This is a genomic window from Mycobacterium sp. NGS33 (assembly GCF_059812885.1).
The window spans coordinates 109,032-130,801 of sequence record NZ_JCALDN010000003.1; the positions used below are offsets into that span (position 1 = coordinate 109,032).

Annotated in this window: 20 protein-coding genes and 1 tRNA gene; 12 read left to right on the plus strand and 9 right to left on the minus strand. The window is 70.6% G+C overall.

What is annotated here, in order from left to right; all coding sequences use genetic code 11:
* Positions 1 to 25: 25 nt before the first annotated feature.
* The 3 genes from AC5Y5B_RS07955 to AC5Y5B_RS07965 all read left to right on the plus strand — a co-directional run bounded on the left by AC5Y5B_RS07955 (position 26) and on the right by AC5Y5B_RS07965 (position 3,113).
* Positions 26 to 120, plus strand: a tRNA-Sec gene (locus AC5Y5B_RS07955).
* An 18-nt stretch (positions 121 to 138) separates the two neighbouring features.
* On the plus strand, positions 139 to 1,431 hold the full coding sequence (gene selA / locus AC5Y5B_RS07960) for an L-seryl-tRNA(Sec) selenium transferase (protein WP_500004909.1): 1,293 nt from the start codon (positions 139 to 141) through the stop codon (positions 1,429 to 1,431).
* Positions 1,419 to 3,113: a selenocysteine-specific translation elongation factor gene (locus AC5Y5B_RS07965; protein ID WP_289176396.1), complete on the plus strand. Its 1,695-nt coding sequence runs from the start codon at positions 1,419 to 1,421 to the stop codon at positions 3,111 to 3,113. The genes selA and AC5Y5B_RS07965 overlap by 13 nt, the downstream gene beginning before the upstream one ends.
* A gap of 10 nt (positions 3,114 to 3,123) precedes the next feature.
* Here the strand turns inward: AC5Y5B_RS07965 and AC5Y5B_RS07970 are convergent, their stop codons facing one another.
* A complete protein-coding gene (locus tag AC5Y5B_RS07970) occupies positions 3,124 to 3,588 on the minus strand; it encodes a GatB/YqeY domain-containing protein (protein WP_112635821.1) in 465 nt (154 codons plus the stop codon).
* Here AC5Y5B_RS07970 and AC5Y5B_RS07975 point away from each other — a divergent pair.
* Genes AC5Y5B_RS07975 through AC5Y5B_RS07995 form a run of 5 tightly spaced genes read left to right on the plus strand, consistent with a single transcriptional unit; the run spans position 3,587 to position 9,060 of the window.
* Positions 3,587 to 4,948 (plus strand): DUF7847 domain-containing protein, encoded by a 1,362-nt coding sequence (locus AC5Y5B_RS07975; RefSeq protein ID WP_500004911.1) that lies wholly within the window; start codon positions 3,587 to 3,589, stop codon positions 4,946 to 4,948. The genes AC5Y5B_RS07970 and AC5Y5B_RS07975 overlap by 2 nt on opposite strands.
* A gap of 23 nt (positions 4,949 to 4,971) precedes the next feature.
* A complete protein-coding gene (locus AC5Y5B_RS07980; RefSeq protein WP_112635818.1) occupies positions 4,972 to 5,625 on the plus strand; it encodes a DUF4129 domain-containing protein in 654 nt (217 codons plus the stop codon).
* Complete coding sequence (locus AC5Y5B_RS07985) at positions 5,625 to 6,764, plus strand: DUF4350 domain-containing protein (RefSeq protein WP_289176395.1); 1,140 nt, start codon at positions 5,625 to 5,627, stop codon at positions 6,762 to 6,764. The genes AC5Y5B_RS07980 and AC5Y5B_RS07985 overlap by 1 nt, the downstream gene beginning before the upstream one ends.
* Positions 6,761 to 7,738: an AAA family ATPase gene (locus AC5Y5B_RS07990; protein ID WP_112634410.1), complete on the plus strand. Its 978-nt coding sequence runs from the start codon at positions 6,761 to 6,763 to the stop codon at positions 7,736 to 7,738. Before AC5Y5B_RS07985 ends, AC5Y5B_RS07990 begins: the two co-directional genes overlap by 4 nt.
* Positions 7,738 to 9,060 (plus strand): DUF58 domain-containing protein, encoded by a 1,323-nt coding sequence (locus tag AC5Y5B_RS07995; protein ID WP_500004915.1) that lies wholly within the window; start codon positions 7,738 to 7,740, stop codon positions 9,058 to 9,060. Before AC5Y5B_RS07990 ends, AC5Y5B_RS07995 begins: the two co-directional genes overlap by 1 nt.
* A gap of 4 nt (positions 9,061 to 9,064) precedes the next feature.
* Here AC5Y5B_RS07995 and AC5Y5B_RS08000 read toward each other — a convergent pair whose 3' ends face one another.
* Entirely contained in the window at positions 9,065 to 10,057 is a 993-nt protein-coding gene (locus AC5Y5B_RS08000; RefSeq protein WP_500004918.1) for a stage II sporulation protein M, read from the minus strand.
* Positions 10,058 to 10,134: 77 nt separating this feature from the next.
* On the opposite strand from AC5Y5B_RS08000, the gene AC5Y5B_RS08005 reads away from it, so the two are divergent.
* Positions 10,135 to 11,049 (plus strand): RDD family protein, encoded by a 915-nt coding sequence (locus tag AC5Y5B_RS08005; RefSeq protein ID WP_500004920.1) that lies wholly within the window; start codon positions 10,135 to 10,137, stop codon positions 11,047 to 11,049.
* Here the strand turns inward: AC5Y5B_RS08005 and AC5Y5B_RS08010 are convergent.
* Complete coding sequence (locus tag AC5Y5B_RS08010; protein WP_112634406.1) at positions 11,046 to 11,429, minus strand: hypothetical protein; 384 nt, start codon at positions 11,427 to 11,429, stop codon at positions 11,046 to 11,048. The two genes, AC5Y5B_RS08005 and AC5Y5B_RS08010, sit on opposite strands and share 4 nt — an antisense overlap.
* A gap of 201 nt (positions 11,430 to 11,630) precedes the next feature.
* On the opposite strand from AC5Y5B_RS08010, the gene AC5Y5B_RS08015 reads away from it, so the two are divergent.
* The gene (locus AC5Y5B_RS08015) at positions 11,631 to 12,350 is read left to right on the plus strand and encodes a PadR family transcriptional regulator (RefSeq protein ID WP_500004923.1); all 720 of its coding nucleotides are present in this window, start codon (positions 11,631 to 11,633) and stop codon (positions 12,348 to 12,350) included.
* Positions 12,351 to 12,394: 44 nt separating this feature from the next.
* Here the strand turns inward: AC5Y5B_RS08015 and glpK are convergent, their stop codons facing one another.
* Positions 12,395 to 13,921 (minus strand): glycerol kinase GlpK, encoded by a 1,527-nt coding sequence (gene glpK / locus AC5Y5B_RS08020; RefSeq protein WP_112634404.1) that lies wholly within the window; start codon positions 13,919 to 13,921, stop codon positions 12,395 to 12,397.
* 133 nt (positions 13,922 to 14,054) lie between these two features.
* Between glpK and AC5Y5B_RS08025 the strand changes: the two genes are divergently transcribed.
* Positions 14,055 to 15,527 (plus strand): glutamate-cysteine ligase family protein, encoded by a 1,473-nt coding sequence (locus AC5Y5B_RS08025; protein WP_500004925.1) that lies wholly within the window; start codon positions 14,055 to 14,057, stop codon positions 15,525 to 15,527.
* 10 nt (positions 15,528 to 15,537) lie between these two features.
* On the plus strand, positions 15,538 to 16,218 hold the full coding sequence (locus tag AC5Y5B_RS08030) for a class I SAM-dependent methyltransferase (protein WP_500004927.1): 681 nt from the start codon (positions 15,538 to 15,540) through the stop codon (positions 16,216 to 16,218).
* On the opposite strand, the gene egtE is transcribed toward AC5Y5B_RS08030, so the two are convergent.
* Genes egtE through egtA form a run of 5 tightly spaced genes read right to left on the minus strand, consistent with a single transcriptional unit; the run spans position 16,215 to position 21,640 of the window.
* Positions 16,215 to 17,375: an ergothioneine biosynthesis PLP-dependent enzyme EgtE gene (egtE, locus tag AC5Y5B_RS08035; RefSeq protein ID WP_500004929.1), complete on the minus strand. Its 1,161-nt coding sequence runs from the start codon at positions 17,373 to 17,375 to the stop codon at positions 16,215 to 16,217. The genes AC5Y5B_RS08030 and egtE overlap by 4 nt on opposite strands.
* Positions 17,372 to 18,337 carry an L-histidine N(alpha)-methyltransferase gene (egtD, locus tag AC5Y5B_RS08040; protein WP_500004931.1) on the minus strand — a complete coding sequence of 322 codons (966 nt, stop codon included), beginning with the start codon at positions 18,335 to 18,337 and terminating at the stop codon, positions 17,372 to 17,374. Before egtD ends, egtE begins: the two co-directional genes overlap by 4 nt.
* A complete protein-coding gene (gene egtC, locus AC5Y5B_RS08045; protein ID WP_500004933.1) occupies positions 18,337 to 19,035 on the minus strand; it encodes an ergothioneine biosynthesis protein EgtC in 699 nt (232 codons plus the stop codon). Before egtC ends, egtD begins: the two co-directional genes overlap by 1 nt.
* Positions 19,035 to 20,345, minus strand: coding sequence for an ergothioneine biosynthesis protein EgtB (gene egtB / locus AC5Y5B_RS08050; RefSeq protein WP_500004935.1), 1,311 nt, complete (start codon positions 20,343 to 20,345; stop codon positions 19,035 to 19,037). The genes egtC and egtB overlap by 1 nt, the downstream gene beginning before the upstream one ends.
* Positions 20,342 to 21,640, minus strand: coding sequence for an ergothioneine biosynthesis glutamate--cysteine ligase EgtA (gene egtA, locus AC5Y5B_RS08055; protein ID WP_112634397.1), 1,299 nt, complete (start codon positions 21,638 to 21,640; stop codon positions 20,342 to 20,344). The genes egtB and egtA overlap by 4 nt, the downstream gene beginning before the upstream one ends.
* Between the last annotated feature and the right edge of the window lie 130 nt (positions 21,641 to 21,770).

The window sequence follows — 21,770 nt, forward strand, 5'->3', positions numbered from 1 at the left end:
TGCGACAATTGGCGCCATGGCTCAAGGAGGCGTGTCCGGTCTGGTGACCGGCGCGGTCTTCAAAACCGTCGAACGGCAGTCGCTGTCGTTGGCGGGTTCAATTCCCGTCCGCCTCCGCCATGTTCTTCCGGATCCGCGATGACCGATCCGCGCCGGCGGGTGCCCGGCACCGACACGCTGCTCGCGGATCCGCGGCTGGCCGCGGCGCAGCGGGTCCTGGGCCGCGCGCTGGTGAAGTCGGTGATCACCGCGGCGCAGCGACGGGCGCGTGCGGGAGAGATCTCACCCGAGCAGGTCGCCGAACACGCGATCGCCGCGCTTCCCGCCACCGCCTCGAGCCTGCGGCCGGTGATCAACGCCACCGGCGTGGTGGTGCACACCAATCTGGGCCGCGCCCCGCTGTCGCGGGCGGCGCTGGACGCGGTGGTCGCCGCGGGCGGGGCCACCGACGTCGAGTTCGACCTGGCGACGGGCCGGCGCGCGCGCCGGGGCCGGGGTGCGCTGGCCGCGTTAGCCGGCGCGGTCCCCACCGCCGGCGGCGTGCACGTCGTCAACAACAACGCCGCCGCGCTGCTGCTGACCGCCATGACGCTGGCCCCAGGCAAGGAGATCGTGCTCAGCCGCGGCGAACTGGTGGAAATCGGCGACGGCTTCCGCATCCCCGAACTGCTCGAATCCACCGGGTCGCGGCTGCGCGAGGTCGGCACCACCAACCGCACCAGCCTGCGCGACTACGCCGACGCGCTGGGGCCGCAGACCGGTTTCGTGCTCAAGGTGCATCCGTCCAACTTCCACGTCACCGGGTTCACCTCGGCCGTGGACGTCGCGACGCTGGCACCCGAACTGCGCACGCTCGACGTCCCCCTGGTGGTCGACATCGGCTCGGGCCTGCTGTCGCCGCACCCGGTGCTGCCCGACGAGCCGGACGCGACGTCCATGCTGGCCGACGGCGCCGACCTGGTGACCGCGAGCGGGGACAAGCTGCTCGGCGGGCCGCAGGCGGGGTTGCTCTTCGGCCGTTCCGAGCTGATCGTGCGGATCCGGCGCCACCCGGCCGCGCGCGCCCTGCGGGTCGACAAGCTGACGCTGGCCGCGCTGGAAGCGACGCTGCTCGGGCCTCCTCCGCCGGTGGCCCAGGCGCTGGTCGCCGACGTCGGGCGGCTTCGCGCCCGGGCCGAGGCGCTGGCCGCCGGGCTGCCCGGTGCGGTGGCGGTGGACTGCGTCGCGGCCGTCGGCGGCGGCGGGGCGCCCGGGGTCGAACTGCCCAGCGCCGCGGTCAGCCTGCCCGAGTCCTACGCCGCCGCGCTGCGGCTGGCCACCCCGCCCGTGGTGGGCCGCCTCGAGGGCGGTCGGTGCCTGCTCGACCTGTGCACCGTGGCGCCCGAGGAGGACGAGTTGCTGGCCGCGGCGGTACGGGCGTGTTCGTCCTAGCCACCGCCGGACACGTTGACCACGGCAAATCGACTCTGCTGCAACGGATTACCGGCATGTGGCCGGATCGGTTGGCCGAAGAGCAGCGCCGCGGCCTGACCATCGATCTGGGCTTCGCCTGGACCGAGATCGGCGGCCGTCAGCTGGCGTTCGTCGACGTGCCGGGCCACGAGCGGTTCGTGGCCAACATGCTGGCGGGCGTGGGCGCCGTCCCGGCGGTGATGTTCGTCGTCGCCGCCACCGAGGGGTGGATGCCGCAGTCGGAGGAACATCTGGCGGCGCTCGATGCGCTCGGGGTCCGCCACGGCCTGCTGGTGATCAGCAAGGCCGACCTCGCCGATCCGGGCCCGGCCGTCGCCCAGGCGTCCGAAAGGCTCGCCGCCACCTCACTTGCCGGTGCCCCCGTTGCGATCGGCACCGACCTCGACCGGGTGCGCGCCGAACTGGTGGCGCTCACCGACCGGCTGCCCGCCCCCGACCCCGACGCCGACGTGCGCCTCTGGGTCGACCGCAGCTTCACCGTCCGGGGTGCGGGCACCGTCGTCACCGGCACGCTGGCCGCCGGCATGGTGCGAGTGGGCGACGAACTCGAACACGCCGGGCGTCGCGTCACCGTCCGCGGGTTGCAGTCGTTGGGCCGCAACCATTCCGAGGTGGGCGCGGTGGCGCGGGTCGCGCTCAATCTGCGGGGCGTCGACCGGCACGACATCGGTCGCGGGGACACCGTGCGCACCCCGGGCGCCTGGCTGGACACCGCGGAAATCGACGTGGCCCTGCGATCGGCGGACACGCTGGGCCGCCAACTCATGCTGCACATCGGGTCGGCGGCGGTGCCGGTACAGGTGCGCCGACTGGGTCCTGACGCGGCGCGGCTGCGGCTGGCCGGGCCGCTGCCGTTGCGGGTGAAGGACATCGGGTTGCTCCGCGACCCGGGGCAGCACCGGATCGCGGCGGGCATCGAGGTGCTCGACGTGCGCCCGCCCGGGCTGCGGCGGCGCGGCGCGGCGCGAGTTCGGGCCGCCGAGCTGGCCAGCGGCCAGGTACGCGCTCCCGACGTCGCGCGCGCGGCCGACCTGCGCGCCATGGGTCTGCCGCCGCGCGGGCAGCGGGTGGGCGACTGGGTGGTGGACCCGCAGTGGTGGGCGGCGCGGCGCGAGGACGCCACCGCGGCGGTGCGGCGCTGGGTCGGCGATCACGACATCGCGGCGGGCATGCCGCTCGAGACGTTGCGACAGCAGGTCGGGTTGCCCGCCGCCGAACTGCTGCCGAAATTGCTGGACGGCACCGGCCTGGAGGTGGCCGACGGGCGGGTCCGCCCGCCCGGGTCGGGCCTGCCGGCCCGCGTCGACAAGGCCGTGCGCGCGGTCGAGGAGTGGCTGGCCGCCGAGCCGTTCCGGGCGCCCGAGGCCGACGAGCTCGCCGAGCTGAACCTGGGCCCGCGCGAGCTGGCCGCGGCGGTGCGGGCCGGGCGGCTGACCCGGATCGCCGACGGGGTGGTGCTGGGGCCCGACGCGCTGGACCGCGCCGCCGCCGTGTTGGCCGGGCTGCCGCAACCGTTCACCGTCAGCGAGGCGCGCCGCGCGCTGGGCACCACCCGGCGGGTGGCGGTGCCGCTACTGGAACAGCTCGATGCCCGGCGCGCGACGCGCCGCGGCGACGATGGCACCCGGGTGGTTATCTGAGCAGGGGCGGCTACAGCCGCTCTTTGACGGCGGCCGAGAGGCGCGCGCCGTCGGCCTTGCCGGCGGCGATCGCGGTGGCGGCCTTCATCACCATGCCCATCTGCTTCATCCCGGGCCGCTCACCGATTTCCTCGGCGACCTGCGCGATCGCGGTGTCGGCAACGTCGGCCACCTCGGCCTCGGTGAGCGGGGTGGGCAGGTACTCGTCGATGATCCGGCCCTCGGCGTGCTCGTTGGCGGCCAGCTCGCCGCGCCCGTTCTGGGTATAGATCTCCGCGGATTCGCTCCGCTTGCGGGATTCCTTGGCTAAGACCTTGATGACCTCCTCGTCGGTGAGGTCCTTGGCCTGCTTACCGGAGACTTCCTCGGTCTGAATCGCAGCTAACAGCATGCGCAGGGTGGCCGTTCGCAGTTTGTCCTGGGCCTTCATCGCCGCGGTCAGATCCGCCCGGATCCGGGATTTGAGTTCCGCCATGCATGAGACGCTACGCGCCGGGCGGGGGGTCAACGTTGTGAAATGCCCCGGCCGCCGACAGGATGGAGCCCATGACGAACGACGCGCCCGGCTGCAAAGGCCGCGGGGTTCGGTGAGCGCGCCGCCGCCTGGTAATCCGGTTGGTCCGCCACCGGCCTACGGCCCACAACCTCAATACGGTCCACCGCCATACGGCCCACCACCGGGCTACGGTCCCCCACCGGCATATGGTCCGCCGCCGGCGTACGGCCCACCACCCGGCTACGGTCCCTTACCGGGCTACGGCCCCCCACCGGGCTACGGCCCCCCGCCCGGCTACGGGCCGCCCTCGGGTTATGGCGCCGCACCGGGCTACGGATCGCCGCCACCGTTCGGCACGCCGCACGGCTACGGCGCCGTCAAACCCGGGATCATCCCGCTGCGGCCGCTCACCCTCGGGGACATCTTCAACGGCGCGGTGGGCTACGTCCGGGCGAACCCGAAGGCGACGTTGGGTCTGACCGCCATCGTCGTGGTGATCATGCAGATCATCACCAAGGTCGCGTTCTTCGGGCCGCTCGCCGCCGCCGACAGGTTCGGCACCGACCGGCCCGGTGAACTGAGCTCGGGGGTCGTGGGCGCCTGGACGGCGTCGGTGGGCGGCGGCATCCTGGTCAGCTGGCTGGGCGGCATGCTGCTGTCCGGCATGCTCACCGTCATCGTCGGTCGGGCGGTGTTCGGCTCACCGATCACCATCGCCGAGACCTGGGCCAAGATCCGCGGGCGCCTGCTCGCCCTGCTCGGCCTGGCCCTGCTGGAAGCCGTCGTGGTGGCGGCCCTTGCCGGGCTGGTCGCGGTGATCATCGGGGTGTTGGCGGCGATCGGCAACGCCGCGGTGGCCGTGGTGCTGGGCATCCCGCTGGTGCTGGCCGTGCTCGCCGTGCTGGCGTACCTCTACACGGTGGTGCTGTTCGCCCCGGTGCTGATCGTGCTGGAGCGGCTGCCCGTCATGGACGCAATCACCCGGTCCTTCAAGCTGATTCGCAACGGCTTCTGGCGGGTGCTGGGCATCCGGCTGCTCACGTTCCTGGTGGCATCCGTGGTCGCCAACGCCGTCGCGGTGCCCTTCAGCATCGTCGGCCAGTTCTTTCAGGCCACCTCGTCCGGCACGGCGTTTCTGGTCAGCACCGCGATCCTGTCAGTGGGGGCCGCGATCGGCGAGATCATCACCGCACCCTTCAACGCGGGCGTCATCGTGCTGCTGTACACCGACCGCCGGATGCGCGCCGAGGCATTCGACCTGGTCCTGCAGAGCGGCGCCGCGCAGGGACCCTACGCGGCCGCGTCCACCGACAACCTCTGGCTGACCCGGCCCCTGTAAGGGCCGAAAAGGACCGCCTGAGAATGCCTTCCATCGACATCGACCGCGATGCCGCACACCGCGCCGCGCAAGACGAGCTCAACAAACCCATCTATTCGAAGGGCTCCGCGCGCGAACACTTCGTCGACTGGCTCAACGACCTGATCTACCGGCTGCTGCAGAAGACCTCCACGATCCCGGGTGGATGGCTCACCGCGACAGTGCTTTTCATCTTATTAGCCATCGCGGTGATCGTCGGCGTCTACGTGCTGCGGCGCACCATGCGCACCCGCCGCGGCGGTGACTACTCGCTGTTCGAAGCCGCCCAATTGACCGCCGCCCAGCATCGCGCGACGGCCGAGAACTATGCGGCGCAGGGCGATTGGGCCGCGGCGATCCGCCACCGGTTGCGCGCCGTCGCCCGCCAGCTCGAAGAGACCCGGGTGCTGACACCCGCCCCCGGCCGCACCGCCAACGAGCTGGCCCGCGACGCCGCCACCGCGCTGCCCCACCTGGCCGGCGAATTGACACAAGCGGCAACGGCTTTCAACGACGTCACGTACGGCGAACAACCCGGCACCCAGGCCGCTTACCAGATGATCGCCGAGCTGGACGACCACCTGCGGTCCCGCTGGCAGGGCGGACCGCAGGAACCCGGGCGGGCGGAAGCACCCGAGTCGTGGGCGGGGGTGCGGTGATGGCGACGACCGCCGGCGCCCGTCCCGACGCCACGCCGCGGCGGTGGCGCTCCTGGCGGTGGGTGCTCGTCACGCTGCTGGTGCTCGCCGTCATCGCCGGCGTCGATGCGTACCTGACCGCCCCGCGGCCCGGCGCACGCATGGACCCGGCGGCCACCGGACCCGACGGAGCCCACGCACTGGTGGAGTTGCTGCGCAACGCTGGAGTCGACGTCGTCGTCGCCAACAACATCGCCGACGTCGAGCAGACCGCGCGCCCCGATGCGCTGATCCTGGTGGCCCAGAGCCAATACCTCACCGACACGCTGCTGGACCGGCTGGCCAGCGTGCGTTCGGACCTGCTGCTGGTGGAACCGACGACACGCACCCGCGAGGCGCTGCTGCCGGACGTCCGGATCTCCGGTGCCAACGGTTTCGACCTCGACCCGAATTGCACGCTGCGCGAAGCGGTTCGCGCGGGCCCGGTGCGGTTCGGGCCCAGCAACACCTACGAGCCCAAAGACGGCCGCGGGATGACCCGCTGCTACGACGGCGCGCTGATCCGCTTCCGCGAAGACGGACGCACCGTCACCGCGGTCGGCAACACCGACTTCATGACCAACGGCGGCCTGCTACAAGCGGGCAACGCCGCCCTGGCGATGAACCTCGCCGGTGACCGGCCCCGGCTCATCTGGTACGCGCCACACCAGGTCGAGGGTGAATCCTCGGCCAGGACATCGCTTTTCGAGCTGATTCCGCCCAACGTCATCTGGATCGTCGGACAACTGGCGCTGGTGGTCCTGCTGGTCGCGGTGTGGAAGGGCCGCCGGCCCGGGCCGCTGGTGGCCGAGGAACTGCCCGTGGTGGTCCGCGCGTCGGAGACCGTCGAGGGCCGCGGCCGGCTGTACCGGTCCCGCCGGGCACGCGATCGCGCCGCCACCGCGCTGCGCAGCGCCGCGGTGGCGCGGCTGCTGCCGCGGCTCGGTCTGGGCGCCGGCGCTTCGCCCGCGGCCGTGGTGACCACCGCGGCCCAACGCATCGGATCGGATCCGGCGTTCGTCTCCTACCATCTGTTCGGTCCGCCCCCGACGACCGACAACGACCTGTTACAACTTGCCCGTGCGCTCGACGACATCGAAAGGCAGGTCGCACGCCCGTGACACAACCCTCTACCGCCCAATCCCCCACCGCTGAATCGGCACGCGAGGCGCTGCTGGCGTTGCGCGGCGAGCTCGCCAAGGCCGTCGTCGGGCAGGAGGGCGTGGTCAGTGGCCTGGTGATCGCGCTGCTGTGCCGCGGCCACGTGCTGCTGGAAGGCGTTCCGGGGGTGGCGAAGACGCTGCTGGTCCGGGCGCTGTCCGCGGCGCTGCAGCTGGAATTCAAGCGGGTGCAGTTCACGCCCGACCTGATGCCCGGCGACGTGACCGGTTCCCTGGTGTACGACGCGCGCACCGCCGCGTTCGTGTTCCGGCCCGGCCCGGTGTTCACCAACCTGCTCCTGGCCGACGAGATCAACCGGACGCCACCCAAGACCCAGGCCGCGCTGCTCGAGTCGATGGAAGAGCGGCAGGTCAGCGTCGATGGCCAACCGCAGCCGCTGCCCGACCCTTTCATCGTGGCCGCGACGCAGAACCCGGTCGAGTACGAGGGCACCTACCAGCTGCCGGAGGCCCAGCTGGACCGCTTTTTGCTCAAACTGAACGTGACGCTGCCGCCGCGAGACGCCGAGATCGCCATCCTGCACCGGCACGCGCACGGCTTCGATCCGCGCGACCTGTCGGCGATCAACCCGGTGGCCGGACCCGCCGACCTGGCGGCCGGCCGCGACGCCGTCCAGCGGGTGCTGGTCGGCGACGAGGTGCTCGGTTACATCGTCGACATCGTCGGGGCCACCCGCTCCTCGCCCGCGCTGCAACTGGGCGTGTCCCCCCGCGGGGCGACCGCCCTGCTGGCGACGGCGCGCTCCTGGTCCTGGCTGTCGGGCCGCAACTACGTCACTCCCGACGACGTGAAGGCCATGGCCCGTCCGACGCTGCGGCACCGGGTGATGCTGCGGCCCGAGGCCGAACTCGAAGGGGCCACGCCCGACGGTGTGCTCGACGGGATTCTGGCGTCGGTTCCGGTGCCCCGCTAGTGGTCCTGACCGGACGCACCGGGCTGGTCGCACTGATCTGCGTCCTGCCCATCGCGCTGTCCCCTTGGCCGGCAACGACTTTCGCCGCCTTGTGGATCGCGCTGACGATCGTCGTGATCGTCGACATCGTGTTGGCTGCCAGCCCCGCCAAGCTGCGCTACGTCCGTTCCCCGGATCGCTCCGCGCGGCTCGGGCAGCAGCTGGAGTGCGGGCTGTTGATCCACAACGACGGCCCACGCCGGTTCCGCGGCCAGATCCGCGACGCCTGGCCGCCCAGCGCCCAGGCGCGCCCGCGCATCCAGCCACTCGACATTCCGGCCGGGCAGGACCACCACGTCGCGACCCGGCTGCAGCCGGTCCGCCGTGGCGATCAGCGCGCGACCGTGGTGACCGCCCGATCGATCGGCCCGCTGGGCCTCGCGGGACGGCAACGTTCGCGGCCGGTGCCGGGCCAGCTGCGGGTGCTGCCCCCGTTCCTGGCGCGCAAGCACCTGCCGTCGCGGCTCGCCAAGCTGCGCGAGATCGACGGCCTGCTGCCCACGCTGGTGCGCGGGCAGGGAACCGAATTCGATTCGCTGCGAGAGTATGTCGTCGGTGACGACGTACGCTCGATCGACTGGCGCGCCACCGCCCGCCGCGCCGACGTCGTCGTGCGCACCTGGCGGCCCGAACGCGACCGGCGGGTGGTGATCGTGCTCGACACCGGCCGTACCGCCGCGGGGCGGGTCGGTGTTGATCCGACCGCGTCCGACCCGGCGGGCTGGCCGCGGCTGGATTGGTCGATGGACGCCGCGCTGCTCTTGGCGGCCCTGGCCTCGCGGGCCGGGGACCATGTCGACTTCCTCGCCCACGATCGGGTGAGCCGGGCCGGTGTATTCGGCGCCTCGCGCACCGAACTGCTCGCCCAGCTGGTCGACGCGATGGCGCCCCTGCAACCGGCTCTTGTCGAATCCGATTGGCGGGCAATGGCTTCCGCCATAGCCTTGCGCGCGCGCCGGCGTTCCCTGGTGGTGCTGCTGACCGACCTCAACGCACCCGCCCTCGAGGAGGGCCTGCTACCCGTGGTGCCGCAGCTGTCAGCCAAGCATCGTCTGCTGCTGGCCGCGGTCTCCGACCCGCGCGTCGAGCACATGGCCGCCGGGCGTTCGGATGCGGCGGCGGTCTACGACGCGGCGGCCGCCGAACGATCCCGCAACGACCGCGGCGCGATCGCCACGCGGCTGCGCCGCGGCGGGGTGGAAGTCGTCGACGCGCCGCCCGCCGAACTGGCACCGGCGCTGGCCGATCACTATCTGGCGATGAAGGCGACCGGGCGGCTCTGACGGGTCAACCGGTGGGCACGACGTCGGGCGCGTCCTCCATATCGCCGCTTTCCCCGGCCCGCACCCCGCGGCGGCCGAAGTAGACGATGTAGGACAGGAAGGCCACCTCGGCGAGGACGCCGATGCCGACCCGCACGAACGTCGGCAACGGCGACGGTGTCACCAGCGCCTCGATCAACCCGGAAACCAGCAGCACCGCAACCAAACCCACGGCCACCGAGACGACGGCGCGCCCCTGCTCGGCGAGCACCTGCCCCCGGGGCCGGTCGCCGGGGGCGATCACCGACCACCCCAGCCGCATTCCCGTTGCCCCCGAGAGGAAGACGGCCGTCAGCTCGAGCAGCCCGTGCGGGGCAAGCAGGCCCAGCAGCAGCCCACCCTTGCCGGCCGGAAACATCAGTCCCGCAATGACGCCCAGATTGGCGGCGTTCTCGAACAGCACGAAGGGGATCGGCAGTCCCAACACCACGGACAGCGCGATGCACTGGGCCGAAACCCAGGAATTGTTCACCCAGATCTGCAACGCGAACGCGGCGGCGGGGTGTTCGCTGTAATAGGACTCGACATCGTGGTTGACCAATTGCTGGATATCGGTGGGGGTTCCGAGGGCGGACTGGACGTCGGGGCTGCCGGCGACCCATAGCGCGACGATCACGACCACGGCGAAGAACGCCGCCGCCGTGGCCAGCCACCACCGCCAGGTGCGGTACGCCACGACCGGGAAGGACACCGTCCAGAACCGGGTGAACGCGCTGCTCAGTGGCGCGTGGGCGCCCGTCACCGCCGAACGGGCCCGCGCCACCAGGCTGGAGAGCCGACCGATCAGCACGGAATCCGAGGAGGCCGAGCGCAGCATCGACAGGTGCGTCGAGACCCGCTGATACAGCTCGACGAGTTCGTCGATTTCCGCACCGGACAACGACCGGCGCCTCCCGATCAATCGGTCGAGGCGGTCCCAAGTAGGGCGATGGGCCAGCACGAACGCGTCGACATCCACCCTGGGCAGCCTAATCGCACCGCCGGCATGGCAAAGGGCGGCCGGGCGCGCGGGCCCAGCCTGTACCGTTCGAAGTTATGTCGGAGGTGGTGACCGGAGACGCTGTGGTGCTCGATGTGCAGATCGCCCAGCTGCCGGTGCGGACGTTGAGCGCACTGATCGACATCACGGTGATGGTCATCGGTTACCTGCTCGGCCTGATGTTGTGGGCCGCCACCCTGACTCAATTCGATACCGCACTGAGCAACGCGATCCTGCTGACTTTTACGGTGCTGGTAATTGTGGGCTATCCCTTGGTCCTCGAAACGGCGACGCGGGGACGCTCGGTGGGCAAGATCGCGATGGGTCTGCGGGTGGTGTCCGACGACGGGGGCCCGGAACGCTTCCGCCAGGCCCTGTTTCGCGCCCTGGCGGCCCTGGTGGAAATCTGGATGCTGTTCGGGAGCCCGGCCGTGATCTGCAGCATCCTGTCCCCCAAGGCCAAACGGATCGGCGATATCTTCGCGGGCACGGTGGTGGTCAACGAACGCGGGCCCCGCCTCGGCCCCCCGCCCATGATGCCGCCGTCACTGGCGTGGTGGGCGTCGTCGCTGCAGCTGTCGGGGCTACCCGTCGGTCAGGTCGAGGTTGCGCGCCAATTCCTTTCCCGGGCAACACAGCTCGATCGTCAGCTGCGCCTGCAGATGGCGTACCGGATCGCCGGTGACGTGGTGGCCCGCATCGCGCCGCCGCCCCCGCCCGGCGCCCCGCCGGAACTCGTGCTCGCCGCGGTCCTTGCCGAGCGGCACCGCCGCGAGCTGGCCCGGCTGCGGCCGGCCATGCCCCCACCGGGACAGATGGGGCCCTGGCCACCGGCGGGCCCCCCGTACCACGGCCCCCGGGGCTGGGCTACCCCGCCGCCGCAACAAGTCGCCGGATGGCCCGACCCGCGCGCGAATCGCCCCGCCCCGGGAGATTCGGGGGCGCCGGGTGGTTTCTCACTGCCGCACTAGCCGGCCACACTCGCCGCCATCAGGGCGACGTCGGCGATCAGCAATGCCCATCCGCACAGCGGAACCGCGATGCCCCAGCGGCGTTTGGCGGTGAAGATCGAGACGATGATGGTGAGGACGGCGACCGCTGGTGCGCCGTAGAACGCCACGCCGAAATTGATCCCGCCGTGGCCCAGGTTCGGACAGCTGCGGTCGCTGCAGCCATCGGTGCTCATGACAGCGCCGAGCGCGAAGAGCATCACCAGCGCGGCGCCGGGCACCGTCGCCAGAGCCAAACCCCAATTGACCCACGGCCGGGCGTTCCGGCGCGGCGGGCCGTCGGGTCGGCCGCCCGCGGCCGGGCCCGCGCTGCCCACCGTGAGGTTGTTGTTGGCGTCCATCCCGATAGCTGGTACCCGCGTCTGCCGCATGCAAACCGCATCGCGCCGCAGTCGCATCCGGGTATTTGGCCGATCTGCCCAGCTCAGCGCGCAAACGGGCGCGAGTTTCAACATATCCGGTTGCATCGCCGATAGTTTTCGATATATCGTGATGCTTCGAAGCGCGCAATCCTGCGCGACCCACACACGTAAGGACACACAATGAGCAACCCCTTCACTCCCCCCGACGGTCCCTTCGCCGGCCGGCCCGGCTTCGGATTCGGCTTTGGCTCCGGCCCGGTCGACCGGCGCGCCCTGCACGAAGCGCGGCGCCAGGCCCGCCGGGACTTCCGCGAGCACCTGCGCGACCACGCCGGCGGCCACGACGGCCCGCTCGGCTTCGGTCCGGGCTTCGGCCCGGGTTTCGGTCCCGGTTTCGGTCCGGGCTTCGGCTTCGGCGGCCCGGGCGGCCGGCGCGGCGCATGGCGCCGTGGCGGTCCCGGTCGCGGCAAGCGCGGTGACGTGCGCGCCGCCATCCTGACGCTGCTGACCGAACGGCCGATGCACGGCTACGAAATGATTCAGCTGATCGCCGAGCGCAGCAACGGACTGTGGAAGCCGAGCCCCGGTTCGGTGTATCCGACGCTGCAGCTGCTCGACGACGAAGGCCTGATCACCGCCAGCGAAAGCGAAGGCAGCAAGAAGCTTTTCGAGCTGACCGAACCGGGCCGCGCGGCGGCCGAAAAGATCGAGACCCCGCCGTGGGACGAGATCACCGAAGGCGCCGACCCGGGCCACATGAATCTGCGGGCGGCCGTAGGCCAGTTGTTCGGCGCGGTCGGGCAGTCCGCCCACACCGCATCCGCCGAGCAGCAGCAGCGCATCGTCGAGATCCTCAACAATGCGCGGCGGGAGATCTACGGCATCCTCGGCGAAGACTGAGCGCCGCTGAGCGGGCCCTGGATCGGGTCATCTCACGTGACCCACTACGTCACGTCGACCCAATCCAGGGTCCGCTGCACCGCCTTGCGCCAGCCCGCATAACCCGCGGCGCGCTGCTCGTCGTTCCACGCCGGCTCCCACCGCCTGCCCTCTTGCCAGTTGGCCCGCAGGTCGGCCGGGTCGGCCCAGAACCCCACCGCCAAACCGGCGGCGTAGGCGGCGCCGAGCGCGGTGGTCTCGGCGACCACCGGCCGTACCACGTCCACCCCCAGCACGTCGGCCTGAATCTGCATGCACAGATCGTTGCCGGTGATCCCGCCGTCGACCTTTAAAACCTCAAGGTGCACACCGGAATCCGCGGCCATGGCATCGACCACGTCGCGACTCTGGTAGCAGATCGCCTCCAGGGTGGCGCGCGCCAGGTGTGCGTTGGTGTTGAACCGCGACAGCCCGACGATCGCGCCGCGCGCGTCGGATCGCCAGTACGGCGCGAACAACCCGGAAAAGGCGGGCACGAAATAGACGCCGCCGTTGTCGTCGACCTGGCGTGCCAGCGATTCGCTTTGGGCGGCACCGCTGATGATGCCCAGCTGATCGCGCAGCCACTGGACGGCCGCCCCGGTGACCGCGATCGAACCCTCAAGCGCGTACACGGGTTTGGCGTCGCCGAACTGATAGCAGACCGTGGTCAGCAGCCCGTTGTCGGACCGCACGATCGTCTCACCGGTGTTGAGCAGCAGGAAATTCCCCGTGCCGTAGGTGTTTTTGGCTTCGCCTTCGGACAGGCACACCTGGCCCACCATCGCCGCGTGCTGATCGCCGAGCATCCCGGCGATCGGCACCTCACCGCCGGCCGGCCCGGTCTCGATCGTCACGCCGTAGGGCTGCGGCGACGACGACGGCCCGATCGTGGGCAACATCGCCCGCGGCACGGAGCAGAACGACAGCAGCTCGTCGTCCCAGTCCAGGGTCTCCAGGTTCATCAGCATGGTCCGGCTGGCGTTGGTCACGTCGGTGGCGTGCACGCCGCCGCGCGGACCGCCGGTCAGGTTCCACAACACCCAGGTGTCGGCGGTCCCGAACAGCGCGTCGCCGCTTTCGGCGGCCTCGCGCACCCCGTCGACGTTGTCCAGAATCCATTGCAGCTTGGCGCCGGAGAAGTAGGTGGCCGGGGGCAGGCCGGCCTTGCGGCGGATGACGTCGCCGCGACCGTCGCGTTCGAGCGCCGACGCGATCCGGTCGGTGCGGGTGTCCTGCCAGACGATCGCGTTGTAATAGGGCCGCCCGGTCTTGCGGTTCCACACCAGCGTCGTCTCGCGTTGATTCGTGATACCCAATGCCGCAATGTTTTTCGTACTCAGGTTGGCCCGGTTCAACACCGACGTCAGCACCGATGAGGTGCGCTCCCAGATCTCCACCGGGTCGTGCTCAACCCAGCCGGCGCGGGGCAGAATCTGTTCGTGCTCGAGTTGATGGCGAGCCACCTCGGCACCCTCGTGATCGAAGATCATGCAGCGAGTGCTGGTGGTCCCCTGGTCGATGGCGGCGACGAATTCGGCGAACTCGGCCAACTGCTCTCCTCCACCCGTGCCCGGAACACTGTTGCGTCGACGTCCATCATGGTCTACCCGCCGGGCGAACGAGACCGCAACCGCGACTCGTGGGAGCTTGCGTTACGGGCGGTAACCCTGTTGCATCTGCGGTGTGGGCGAAGAGGTCAAGCGCACCACGTACGACAGCGCACAACGACGGGAATACCGGCGCAAGGTGCAGCTGTGCGTGGATGTCTTCGAGACGATGCTCGCCCGGTCATGTTTCGAATCCGAGCAGCCACTGACGGGCATGGAGATCGAGTGCAACCTCGTCGACGCCGATTACCAGCCGGCCATGTCGAATCGCAATGTGCTCGACGCCATCGGTGATCCCGCCTATCAGACCGAATTGGGCGCCTACAACATCGAATTCAACGTCCCGCCGCACGCGCTGCCCGGGCACTCCGGGCTCGATCTCGAGGCGGAGGTGCGGGCCAGCCTCAACGACGCCCAGTCCAAGGCCGGCGCCGCGGGCGGGGCCCACATCGTGATGATCGGCATCCTGCCCACGCTGATGCCCGAACACCTCGACCACGACTGGATGAGCGAATCGAAGCGATACGCCGCGCTGAACGAATCGATCTTCACCGCCCGCGGTGAAGACATTCCCATCGACATTTCCGGCCCGGAACCGCTGAGCTGGCAGACGGCCACGATCGCTCCCGAATCAGCCTGTACCAGCATGCAATTGCATCTGCAGCTGGCGCCGGAGGCGTTCGCTGCCAACTGGAATGCGGCGCAGATCGTCGCCGGTCCGCAGCTGGCGCTGGGCGCCAACTCACCGTTCTTCTTCGGGCACCTGCTGTGGGCGGAAACCCGCATCGAGCTGTTCACCCAGTCCACCGACACCAGGCCCGAGGAGCTGAAAACCCAAGGTGTGCGCCCGCGAGTGTGGTTCGGCGAACAGTGGATCGGCTCGGTCCTGGACCTCTACCAAGAGAACATCCGCTACTTCCCGTCCCTGCTGCCCGAGGTATCCGACGAGGATCCGGTGGCCGAACTGGCCGCCGGGCGCATGCCGCAGCTAGCCGAACTGCGCTTACACAACGGCACCGTTTACCGGTGGAACCGCCCGGTGTACGACGTGGTCGACGGCCGCCCGCATCTGCGGCTGGAGAATCGGGTGTTGCCGGCCGGGCCGACCGTCGTCGACATGCTGGCGAACTCGGCCTTCTTCTACGGGGTGCTGCGCGGCCTGTCCGAAGCGGACGACCCGTTGTGGCACCACATGGATTTCGGTGTGGCAGAAGCCAATTTCCTGGCGTCGGCGCGCTACGGCATCGACGCGCGGCTGCACTGGCCCGGCGCGGGCGAGGTGAGCGCCCGTGACCTGGTGCTCGACAATCTGCTGCCGATCGCGGAGCAGGGACTACAGCGCTGGGGCGTCGACGCCGAGGTGCGCGACCGGTTCCTCGGCGTGATCGAGGGCCGGGCGCGAGCGGGGCGCAACGGTGCCAGCTGGCAGGTGTCCACCGTGCGGGCGCTGCAGGACGGCGGCATGAGCAGGCCCGCGGCGCTGGCCGAGATGCTGCGCCGGTACTGCGAACACATGCACGCCAACGAACCGGTGCACACCTGGGAGTAGTTTCAAACCCATGTCGTCTGATCACGTGATGGACTGGGACAGCGCCTACCGCGAGCAGGCCCACTTCGAGGGTCCGCCGCCGTGGAACATCGGTGAGCCGCAACCCGAACTGGCGGCGCTGGTCGCGGCCGGCAAATTCCGCAGCGACGTGCTCGATGCCGGCTGCGGGGTCGCCGAGCTGTCACTGGCGCTGGCCGCACAGGGATACACGGTGGTCGGTGTCGACCTCACGCCCACCGCCGTCGCGGCGGCCACCAAGGCCGCCCAGGAGCGCGGCCTGACCACGGCCAGCTTCGTGCAGGCCGACATCACGTCGTTCTCCGGCTACGCCGGACGGTTCTCCACGGTGGTGGACAGCACGCTGTTCCACTCACTTCCGGTGGAGGGCCGCGACGGCTATCTGAGGTCGGTACACCGGGCAGCCGCCCCGGGGGCGAGCCTGTTCGTCCTGGTGTTCGCCAAGGGCGCCTTCCCGGCCGAGTTGGAAACGAAGCCCAACGAGGTCGACGAGGACGAACTGCGCGCCGCAGTGAGCAAGTACTGGGAGATCGACGAGATCCGCCCGGCCTTCATCCTGTCCAACGTCGTCAAAATCCCCAACGCGCCCTTCGAATTTCCGCAGCACGACCGCGACGAGAAGGGCAGGCTCAAGATGCCGGCCTACCTGCTGACCGCGCACAAAGCCGGCTAGCCGGTCGCCGCGGTGGCGGCGATGAGCGCCTCGGCGAACGTCTCCAGGTCGGCGGCCGTGGTGTCCAGGTGCGGTGAGATCCGCAACACCGGTTCGGTCAGCTCCAGCGGCGCCCGCTGCACCCCGGCGAAGGTGGTCAAAATCCGTCGCTCGGCCAGCAGCCAGGCCCGCACCGCCTGCGGGTCGGCGCCCTCGTTCGGCGCCAAAGTGGTGATGGCACTGGGCTCTTCGACCTCTTCGACCACCGTCCACCCGCCGACATCGGACAGAAGCGTGCGGCTCAGGGCGCCCAGCTCGGCCAGCCGCGCGCACACCGCCCGCGGCCCGTACGCCAGGTGCTCGCCCAGCGCCAGCGAAAACCCCACGCGCGCGGCGATATTCGCCTCGCCGAATTCCAATTGTTCGGCCACCGTCGGTGCGCCGTCCTTGCTCGCCCACTGCGGCGCGGCCAGCCTGGGGTGCAGGCGTTCCATCAGCTCGCGGCGCACCCCGAGGATCCCCACCCCGCGCGGACCGGCGAGCCACTTGCGCGACGAGGAGTAGGTCGCGTCGGCGCCCACCGCGCAGTCCACCTGGCCCAGGGCCTGAGCCGCGTCGACGACGAGGGGCAGCCCCAATTCCCGGCACAGTTGGGCGACCATCGAAACCGGTTGCACCACACCGCGATGGCTGGCCACCGCGGTCAGATGCACCAGGTCCGGCGGGTCGCTGTCCAGGGCCAGCGCCGCGTCGTCGAGCGCGACCCGGCCGTCTTCCAGCGTCGGCAACAGCTGCCGGTCGAATCCGTGGGCGGACATCAGGGCGAGGTTCGGCCCGTATTCGCCGGGCAGGCACGCCACCCTTTTTCGGTCCGTCGTTCGCGCCGGCCAGCTGCCCAGCAGCAGATCGAGGGCGTTGAGCGAGCCGGTGGTGAAAACCACTTCGGCATCGGGCATTCCGGCCAGCGCGGCGAATGCGGCGCGCCCGGCATCGAGCACCGGTGTGGCGGCCTCCGCCGCGACATAGCCGCCGACTTCGGATTCGTTGCGGGCATGCTGTGCGGTGGCCTCGATCACCGCCAGGCTCTGCCGAGAACAGGCCGCGTTGTCGAGGTGCAGCCCGGCCATCGGCGGGCGGGCCGACCGCCACCGGTCGGCCAGCGCGTCGCTGCCGGTCACTTCACGGCCAGCGACAACCCGAAGTCGCCCGCCTCGTCGGTCCACCATCGGGTGCGGCGCAACCCCGCGGCGGCCAGTTCGTCAGTCACCTTGTCGGAGTGGAACTTACACGACACCTCGGTGAGCATCTCCTCGCCGGCCTCGAAGTCGACGGTCAGGTCGAGCGCGTCGATCCGCACCCGCTGGCGACGATCGGAGCGCAGCCACATCTCGATGCGTTCCTCGGTCGCGTTCCACCGGGCCACATGCCGGTAGGCGTCGACGTCGAAATCCGCGTCGAGTTCCCGATTGACCACGGCGAGCACATTGCGGTTGAACGCCGCCGTCACGCCGGCGGCGTCGTCGTAGGCCCGCACGAGCCGCTCGGTGTCCTTGACCAGGTCCGTGCCCAGCAGCAGGCTGTCGCCGGCGCGCATCTGCGCGGACAGCGCGGCAAGGAACTCCGCGCGCGGGCCGGGCGTGAGATTGCCGATCGTCGACCCCAGGAACACGAACAGCCGCCGCCCACCATCGGGGATCTTCGACAGGTGCTCTTCGAAATCGCCGCAGACCGCCTTGATTTCGATCCCGGCGTATTCCTGCGCAATGGCAGCGGCGGCCGTCGACAGGATGCTGGCGTCGACGTCGAATGGGACGAACCTGCGCAGCGAACCACGCTCGCGCAGGGCGTCGAGCAACAGCCGGGTCTTCTCCGACGTCCCGCTGCCCAGTTCCACCAGCGTGTCGGCCTCGCTGGCCGAGGCCACTTCGGCCGCCCGCGCGCGCAGGATCTCGGCCTCGGCGCGGGTGGGGTAATACTCGGGCAATCGGGTGATCTGGTCGAACAGCTCGCTGCCCACCGAGTCGTAGAACCATTTGGGCGGCAACGACTTCGGTGTCTTCCGTAGGCCATCGAGCACATCGCGGCGCAGCGCGTGGTACGCCGAGTCGGCGGCCAGGTGGTTGGACAGCGACAGCGTCATCAAGATCCTCTCGACTGATCCAGCGGCGTCATCTGGACACCGTCGGCGGTGACTTCGACAAGGTGGCGGTCCGGCACGTCCTCCCAGTCGGAGTCGTTGTCATAGGGTTCGCTGGCCAGCACCACACCGTCGGCGCGGCGCAGGATGGACAGCGTGTCACCCCAGGCCGTCGCTACCATGCGAGAGCCGTTGGCGGCCAGGATGTTCAGCCGGGCGGTCGGGTCGGCCTGCGCAATCTCGACGACGGTCTGCCCGAGCGCGTGCAGGCCGCGCTCGAAGATCATCGCCGCCAATATGGCGCTGTCACAGACCGATTCGGCCCGCGACGTCGTCGGCAGCAGGGACCGGTCGACGATTCCGTTGTGCGACAACAGCCACCGCCCGTCGGTGAACGGCGCGCACGCGCTGGCCTCGATCGGCATGCCGACCGTCGCCGAGCGCACGGCGGCCACGACGCAGTGGCTGTGCAGGGCGGGCGCGATGGAATCGAAGGACACATCGCCCCACAGCGGCGCCTGGCTGCGCCAACGGCGCGCCACGTCACCGTCGAAAAACCCGACGCCCCAACCGTCGGCGTTGAGCAGGCAGTGCTTTTGCCGGCGCGGCGCATAGGACTGCACACGCAGCCCGAACGGCGGGTCGAGCACCAACGAGGAAACGGTGACGTCGGCCCCCAGCCAGCCCAGGTGCCGGCACATCAGGCGGGGCCCCCGGCGTCGGGGACGTCCCACGCCAACCGGACACCGGAGAAGATCTGGCGCCGGTACGGGTGATCCCAGTTGCGAAAGCTCGGCCGCATGATGCCCGGCTCGACCGCCCACGAGCCGCCGCGCAGCACCCGGTAGTCGGCGTCGAAGAACGGCTGCGAATAGCGTTCGTAGAGCATCGGGACGAACCCCGGCCACGGCCGCAGCGGCGAGCTGGTCCACTCCCAGACGTCGCCGAGGAGCTGCTCGGCCCCGTACGCGGAGCCGCCGGCGGGATACGCGCCCACCGGCGCGGGCCGCAACGCCGCGCCGCCCAGGTTCGCCAGCGTCTCGTCCGGTGTGCGCTCGCCCCAGGGGTAGCGGCGCCGGGTGCTGGTGGACGGATCCCAGGTGCAGGCCTTCTCCCATTCCATCTCCGTGGGCAGCCGGGCACCGGCCCAGGCTGCGTAGGCCTCGGCCTCGAAATAGCTGACGTGCTGGACGGGTTCATCGGCGGGGATGTCTTCGACATGGCCGAACCGGGTGCGGGTGGCGCCGTCGGAATTCCAGAACTGCGGGGCGGTCAGGCCCGCCCCCTGGCGGTGCTGCCAGCCGCGCTCGGACCACCAGCGCGGCTGGTCGTAACCGCCGTCGTCGACGAACTGGCGCCATTCGCCGTTGGTGACCGGGACCCGGCCGATCCGGAACGTGGGCACGTCGACGACGTGGGCGGGGCGCTCGTTGTCCAGCGCGTACGGTTCGCTTGCGGCGTCCACGCCGAGGACGAACTCACCGCCGGGCACCAGCACCGATGCGCCGGCCAGCCCCGGGCGACCCGCCGGCAGCGTCGACGCCTCCCGCAGCAGCGGTGCGCCGGTGCGCAAGTTCAACGCCTGCAGCATGGTCTCGTCGTGCTGGTTTTCGTGGCTGACCACCATCGCGTAGACGAAGGCCGCCTCGTCACCGGCGGGGTCGTCGGGCAGCACATCCAGCGCGTCGAGCACGGCCGAGCGCACGGTGCGGCAGTAGGCCCGCGCTTTGTCCGGCGACAGCAGCGGCAGATCGACCCGGCTGGCGCGCGAATGCACGAAGGCGTCGTAGAGCCCCTCGACGGCGGGCGGCAGCATCCCCGGTCGCGCGGGGTCACCACCCCGCAGCAGCCACAGCTCTTCTTGCTGGCCGATGTGCGCCAGATCCCACACCAGCGGGCTCATCAGCGGGTCGTACTGCCGGCAGAGTTCGGCGTCGTCGAACTCGACCAGGCGCAACGTCCGCTGCCGCGTCCGCGCCAAGTCGTCGGCGATGGCCTGTCGTGACGTCACAGCTCCCCTTGCGCCAGGCGCCCGACCGTAGGGGTCAGGCCGTGCTCGATCACCTGGTCGGCGAAATCGTCGCCCGGACAGCGGCCCTGCTCGACCAGGCGGACCAATCGCTGCATCGACTCGACGAGCTCCGTCGGCGCTTTCGCGGCGGCGAGGGCCACGCAGGCGTTGGCCGCCCGGTACAGCCGTCGATCCCGCAGGCCCACCCGGGCCGCGGTGTCCCAGGCGGTCGCCACCGGCTCGACGGCCTCGGCGGCGATGTCGGCGGCGACCGGGTCGTCGAGCAGGGCCACCAGGGTGAACGCCACGGCGGGCCACAACGCGTCCGGCACGCTGTCCAGGTAGCGGATCTCCAGCCACTGCCTGGGCCGCACGGGCGGGAACAGCGTGGTGAGGTGGTAGTCCAGGTCGGCCAGGGTGGGGCGGCGGCCCCCGAGCAGCACCCGGCCGTCGACCCAGTCGGCAAAGGGCACCCAATGCGTGACGGCCTCGGCGTCGGGGGTGTGCACCAGCATCACCGGGGCCTTGAGGGCATAGCGCGCCCAGTCGGTGCCCGGGTCGTCGCCGCTGGCCCCCAGGATGGGCCCGCAGCGCGCCGAATCCATCCGGCCCCACACCCGCTGGCGGCTGGACACCCAGCCGGTGAAGTCGCCCGCCAGCATCGGCGAGTTGGCCGTGATCGCGATCATGGTGGGCCCCAACGCGTGCGCCAGGCGCACCCGCGCCGCCCAGCCATCCCGCGGCCCGGCATCCACATTGACCTGGATGGAGGCGGTGGACGTCATCATCGCCGCGCCCGCCTCCCCGGAGTGGCTGGTCGCGAAGAACTGTTCCATGGCGCGGTACCGGGCGCCGGGATTGATGCGCTTGGGCGGCCGCAGCGGGTCCGCGCCGAGGAAGACCAAGCCCAGCCCGGCTTCGGCGAACGCCGGCTGCAGCACGGCCTGGTCCCGGCGCATGGCCTCGATGGCGGGTGCCACGCCGTCGGCCGGCGGCCCGGACAGTTCGACGGCGCCGCCCGGTTCCACTGTTATCCTGCTGCCGCCCGGCATCGCGGGCATCGCGGCGAGCACGTCGGCGATTTCGTCCCAGCTCGGCCTGCGGTGCGCGTCGGCCGGGTCGTGGCAGTGGGCCTCCAATTCCAGACCCACCCGGCCCAGCGGGGCGTCCACCAGACACCCTTCGGCGATGTATTGCGCGACGGTCGCCGAGTCGGCCGGCTCCGGGGCCGAGTCGGCACCGGCCACCCGCGCCTCCGATTGCGCAGCCGCGGCAGTGATCGGCGCGAACGTCATATCACGATCCCTTCGGGCACCCCGCAAGCCTGAACGTGCGCCTGCGGACCGCTTTCCTGCGCAGCTAATCGAACGATAATCGGCACTACTTCGTCTAGTGCTTCATCTATCAGACGCCCCCGACATATTC

Excerpts from the sequence above, each read along its gene's own strand:
- selA (WP_500004909.1), top strand. The coding sequence starts at position 139 with ATGACCGATCCGCGCCGGCGGGTGCCCGGCACCGACACGCTGCTCGCG.
- AC5Y5B_RS07975 (WP_500004911.1), top strand. The coding sequence starts at position 3,587 with ATGCATGAGACGCTACGCGCCGGGCGGGGGGTCAACGTTGTGAAATGC.
- AC5Y5B_RS07970 (WP_112635821.1), bottom strand. The coding sequence starts at position 3,588 with ATGGCGGAACTCAAATCCCGGATCCGGGCGGATCTGACCGCGGCGATG.
- AC5Y5B_RS07980 (WP_112635818.1), top strand. The coding sequence starts at position 4,972 with ATGCCTTCCATCGACATCGACCGCGATGCCGCACACCGCGCCGCGCAA.
- AC5Y5B_RS07985 (WP_289176395.1), top strand. The coding sequence starts at position 5,625 with ATGGCGACGACCGCCGGCGCCCGTCCCGACGCCACGCCGCGGCGGTGG.
- AC5Y5B_RS08005 (WP_500004920.1), top strand. The coding sequence starts at position 10,135 with ATGTCGGAGGTGGTGACCGGAGACGCTGTGGTGCTCGATGTGCAGATC.
- AC5Y5B_RS08010 (WP_112634406.1), bottom strand. The coding sequence starts at position 11,429 with ATGGACGCCAACAACAACCTCACGGTGGGCAGCGCGGGCCCGGCCGCG.
- AC5Y5B_RS08015 (WP_500004923.1), top strand. The coding sequence starts at position 11,631 with ATGAGCAACCCCTTCACTCCCCCCGACGGTCCCTTCGCCGGCCGGCCC.
- AC5Y5B_RS08030 (WP_500004927.1), top strand. The coding sequence starts at position 15,538 with ATGTCGTCTGATCACGTGATGGACTGGGACAGCGCCTACCGCGAGCAG.
- egtD (WP_500004931.1), bottom strand. The coding sequence starts at position 18,337 with ATGACGCTGTCGCTGTCCAACCACCTGGCCGCCGACTCGGCGTACCAC.
- egtC (WP_500004933.1), bottom strand. The coding sequence starts at position 19,035 with ATGTGCCGGCACCTGGGCTGGCTGGGGGCCGACGTCACCGTTTCCTCG.
- egtA (WP_112634397.1), bottom strand. The coding sequence starts at position 21,640 with ATGACGTTCGCGCCGATCACTGCCGCGGCTGCGCAATCGGAGGCGCGG.